The sequence below is a fragment of the Brevundimonas sp. genome, from assembly GCF_044239655.1.
Lineage (GTDB): Bacteria > Pseudomonadota > Alphaproteobacteria > Caulobacterales > Caulobacteraceae > Brevundimonas.
Genome location: NZ_JBIIAY010000170.1, coordinates 1 through 4,529 on the forward strand (window position 1 = coordinate 1; position 4,529 = coordinate 4,529).

At 69.5% G+C, this 4,529-nt stretch carries 4 protein-coding genes; all 4 read left to right on the forward strand.

Annotation, left to right across the window (positions count from 1 at the left end; all coding sequences use genetic code 11):
* Positions 1–2,259, forward strand: a 2,259-nt coding sequence (locus ACILQR_RS15585; RefSeq protein WP_395652299.1) for a zinc-dependent metalloprotease, incomplete at its 5' end; no start/stop codon positions are given.
* Positions 2,260–2,348: 89 nt separating this feature from the next.
* On the forward strand, positions 2,349–3,110 hold the full coding sequence (locus ACILQR_RS15590; protein WP_395652300.1) for a TonB family protein: 762 nt from the start codon (positions 2,349–2,351) through the stop codon (positions 3,108–3,110).
* Between the two features lie 111 nt (positions 3,111–3,221).
* A complete protein-coding gene (locus ACILQR_RS15595; RefSeq protein ID WP_395652301.1) occupies positions 3,222–3,983 on the forward strand; it encodes a TonB family protein in 762 nt (253 codons plus the stop codon).
* 110 nt (positions 3,984–4,093) lie between these two features.
* On the forward strand, positions 4,094–4,462 hold the full coding sequence (gene rpsM / locus ACILQR_RS15600; RefSeq protein ID WP_056101849.1) for a 30S ribosomal protein S13: 369 nt from the start codon (positions 4,094–4,096) through the stop codon (positions 4,460–4,462).
* The last annotated feature ends 67 nt before the right edge of the window (positions 4,463–4,529 follow it).

Genomic DNA, 4,529 nt, shown 5'->3' on the forward strand with positions numbered 1-4,529 from the left:
GGGGTGATGCTGCGCGTCATCCACCACACGGCGCTACGGACCGGCGTAGGGTCGGCCAATACCGGGCTGGACCGGGCCCAGATCGGGGCGACGAATATCCTGGCGTTCCGCCGGATCGGACGGCGGATCGTCGCCGAGTTTGAGAACCCGAAATATGCGGCTCCGGCCGGCAGCACCGATGAACAGGCGGCAGCGCGGGATGCCTTCGTCGGGTCCACGGTCTGGGCCGGGGAGATCGTGGCGGAGAACGACGACGGGTCGGTGCTGATCGACATCGCCGGCTTCCTGACCCGCGACGCCATGGGAATCGCCGAACAGCTGAAGGCCGCAGGGCAGGGGACGCTGAAGCCGGTCGCCGACCTGACCCTGGTCGATGCCTCTCAGGCCCGGGCCTTCCCCGAGAATCTGGAGATGGAGGCCCGGCTGACGTTCGCGGTCGATGCGCCGGGGACCGACCTGCGCCAGATCGCGCCGGACGCGCGGCTGGTGACCTTCACCGTGCGCCACAGCTTCATCAAATTGCCCGAGCCAGGCTTTACGCCCCGACCCTTCGATCCGCGCACGGGCGCGATCTCGACCCTCGTCACCGACTATTCAGCGCCGCTCGACGAGGCGATGGTCAGGCGGTTCGCCAACCGGTTCCGGCTGGAGAAGACCGATCCGACGGCGGCGCGTTCGACGGTCAAGGAACCGATCGTCTTCTACGTCGATCGCGCGGCGCCCGAGCCGGTGCGAACGGCCCTGGTCGAGGGCGCGCAGTGGTGGGCGGACGCGTTCGACCGCGCGGGCTTCATCGATGCCTACCGGGTCGAGGTCCTGCCAGAAGGCATCGATCCTCTGGACGCCCGCTACAACGTCATCAACTGGGTCAACCGGGCGACCCGCAGCTGGTCCTATGGCCAGAGCGTGGTGGATCCGCGCACGGGCGAGATCGTCAAGGGCTCGGTGCTGTTGGGCTCACTCCGTATTCGTCAGGACATCCTGATCTTCGAAGGACTGCTCGGTGCCGCCGGCACCGGCGACGGCGGGCCCAACGATCCGCAGACGATCGCGCTGGCCCGCATCCGACAGCTGTCGGCGCATGAGGTGGGCCACGCGATTGGCCTGTTGCACAATTTCGCCGGCAGCACCCAGGGCCGGACCTCGGTCATGGACTATCCGGTGCCCGTCATCGCCGTCACGCCCGAGGAGCAGTTCGACTTCTCGGACGCCTATGCGGTCGGGATGGGCGACTGGGATCGGTTCGCCGTCGATCAGCTCTACAGCGAGGCGGCTCCCGACCTCCGGGCGGCGGCGCTCGAGGCCGGGGTGGCAAGGCTGCGGTTCGTGTCGGACCCCGATGCCCGGATCGGCGGCGACGCCCAGCCCTGGGGCAGTCTGTGGGACAATGGGGCCGACCCGGTGGCGGAGCTCGGCCATCTGATGCGGATCCGACGGATCGCCCTGGACCGCTTCGGCCTGAACAACCTGCCGCAAGGTTCGGCGGTCAATGATCTGAGACGGCGGCTGGTGCCGATCTACCTGTACCACCGCTATCAGGTGGACGCCGTGGCCAAGCTGGTCGGCGGGATCGACTATGGCTATCCGGTCTCGGGTGACGGGCGAGAGGCGGCGATGCCTGTCCCGGCCGCGACCCAACGCGCGGCCCTGGCGGCACTGACCGCGACCCTGAGCCCCGCCGAGCTTGACCTGCCCGAGCCCTTGATCGCCCTGTTGAACGCCCAGCAGTCGGGCGATGGCGACCCTCAGAACGACATCGAGGTGTTCAAGGGGCTGGAAGGGCGCGTCTTCGATCCGGGCGTGGCGGCCGATGTGGCGGCTGATGTGACGCTGACGGCCCTGTTCGCCCCGGCGCGGGTCAACCGGCTGAGCGACGCAGCCCGCCGCGATCCGACCCAACTGAGCTTGACCGAGACGATCGACGCCGTCACGGCCGCCGCCTTCGCCCCGGTGACCGGGCGGCTGGCCGAGCCGGCGCGACGGGTGCAAGCGCAATATGTGCTGACCCTGGCGGGCTTGCTGCGCGGTGACGACCTGTCCTCGACCTCGGCGGCCGTCATCGACGAGCGGCTCCAGGCGCTGGCGACGCGGCTGAAGGCGTCGCGCGCGGCCGACCCGGTCCAGCGGGCCCACGACCGCTGGCTGGGCACCCTGATCGGCGACCGCGACCGTCTGGACAAGATGCTGGAAGACCGCCACCACGCCCCGCCGACACCCCCGGGCAGCCCGATCGGCGCGGAGGCCGACTGGCACGGGTGAGCGCTGCCCGTCACGCCACGTTCATACGCATCGTGCGTTAGAGTGCGCGCGAAAGGACCGCGACGGTTCGACAGGGCGAGCCTACTCAGGTGACGACGATCAGGCCCCATGTCTCCCGCAAACAGGGACAAAGGCTCGCCGTGGCTGCGGGCGTGGCGATGCTGCATTTCGGCCTGTTCCTGGCGCTGTCGACCAGCACGGCCGTGCCGCCCATGGTGTCCTTGCCCGCGATCGAGGTGGAGCTGTTCCGGCCGGTCGATCCCCCACCTCCGCCACCCCCGACGCCTGAACCTCCCGCGTCGGTCTCGGGCGGCGGAGCCCCGGCTGCACCGTCTCGGATCCACACGCCGCCACGGCCACGTCCCGTCGAGCCCGAACTGCCGGCACCCGTGGTCCAGGCACCTGCACCCGCACTGGTCGTCGGCGTCGCCCCTGCGGCCACACCGACGCCAGGCTTCGGCCAAGGCGGGCAGGGGACGGGCAGCGGGACCGGTAACGGTGACGGCGATGGGCCGGGCTCTGGCGGGACGCCGCCGCGCTTCATCGCCGGACCGACGTCGCGCCAGATCGCCGACGCCGCGCCGGCCGCCGCGCGCCGGGGACGGATCGACGGGATGGTAGCGCTGCGTTGCGTCATCCGACTGGATTCCCGGCTGGAGAACTGCCGCGTGGTCAACGAGACGCCGTCGGGGATGGGGTTCGGCGAGGCGGCGGTGCGGATCGCCATCGACCGCTTCCGCTTTGCGCCGCCCACGCGTCAGGGTCGGCCGGTCTCGGGTGCCGAGATGCCGCTGGGCATCCAGTTCAACCTGGGTGGACGGCGTCCGGACACCAGTCCGGCCGTCGGCTGACGTCCCGGTTGCAATTGTTCCGGTTCGGGCGGATCGTTCGAGCCTGAGAAGGGCGGGGCCGGGGCGATGCGGACGCGGGACGAGCGATCAAGGCGGACGACGGCCTTTGTCGTGGTGCTCATCGCCCACATCCTGATCCTGTGGTGGCTGGCCCTGACCCGCGACGTGCAACTCTTCGAGCCGAGCCCACCCATCGACGTGACCCTGTTTTCGGGGTCTCCACCGGCAGGCTCAAGCGGATCCGGGGGCGAGGCCACGCCCGCTCCTTCGATCGTCCACAGGCCGCCCGTCGTCCTGAAGCCCTTCCCTGACGCCTTCCAGGCACCCCCTGAACCGACGCCGATTCCACAGCCGCAGATCGTCGGTTCGGCCTCGATCTCTACGCCGACCCTCACCGACGGCGCACCCACTCAATCGGGCGCAAGCGCGGGCGCAGCCTCCGGCGCGGGCGAAGGCACCGGTGCCGCGACCGGCCGTGGCCAGGGCGCGGGCAATGGTCTTGGCGGCACAGGAACCGGAACAGGCGACGGTGTCGGCGCAGGCGCGGGGTCGTCGGGACTGCGTTGGGTCCGCGAACTGAACGCCGAGGAGAAGCGCGAGGTCTATCCCAGCCGTGCCGCGCGGCGCCGGATCAGCGGGCAGGCCGTGATCCTGTGCCGGATCAACCGCGACACCACGGTCACGAACTGCCGCGACGAATCGGAGCGGCCGACCGGCTGGGGCTTTGGGCGCGCAGCGGTGCGAGCGGCGCGCTATATGCGCATCCGGCCCCGTGTCGTGAACGGCGTCGTCCAGGATGGGGCGCGCGAGCGGATCACGGTTCCCTTCGTCTGGACTCAGGCTGTTTCGCCTGAAGACACCGTCACCCGTTGACCTAATCTGAATCATCGGTATAAGGCGCGCTTCCCGCGAAGGGCGCCACGCTCCTGGTCTGTTGACCGGAGCGTTGTTTGCGTCCGGTTTGCGCGTATCTGGAGAGCTTCGTGGCCCGTATCGCTGGCGTCAATATTCCGACCAACAAGCGCGTCGAAATCGCGCTGCAGTATATCCATGGCATCGGCCCGGCCGCCGCCAAGGACATCGTGGGCAAGGTGGGCATCGAGTCCGCCCGCCGCGTGAACCAACTGACCGACGCCGAAGTCCTGCAGATCCGCGAGACGATCGACAAGGATCACACCGTCGAAGGCGACCTGCGCCGCGAGACGTCGATGAACATCAAGCGTCTGATGGACCTGGCCTGCTACCGCGGCCTGCGTCACCGCAAGGGCCTGCCGGTCCGCGGCCAGCGCACCCACACCAACGCCCGCACCCGCAAGGGTCCCGCCAAGCCGATCGCCGGCAAGAAGAAGTAAGACAGACACATGGCCAAGGAACCGGGTCGCGTAAAGAAGCGCGAGCGCAAGAACATCACCTCGGGCG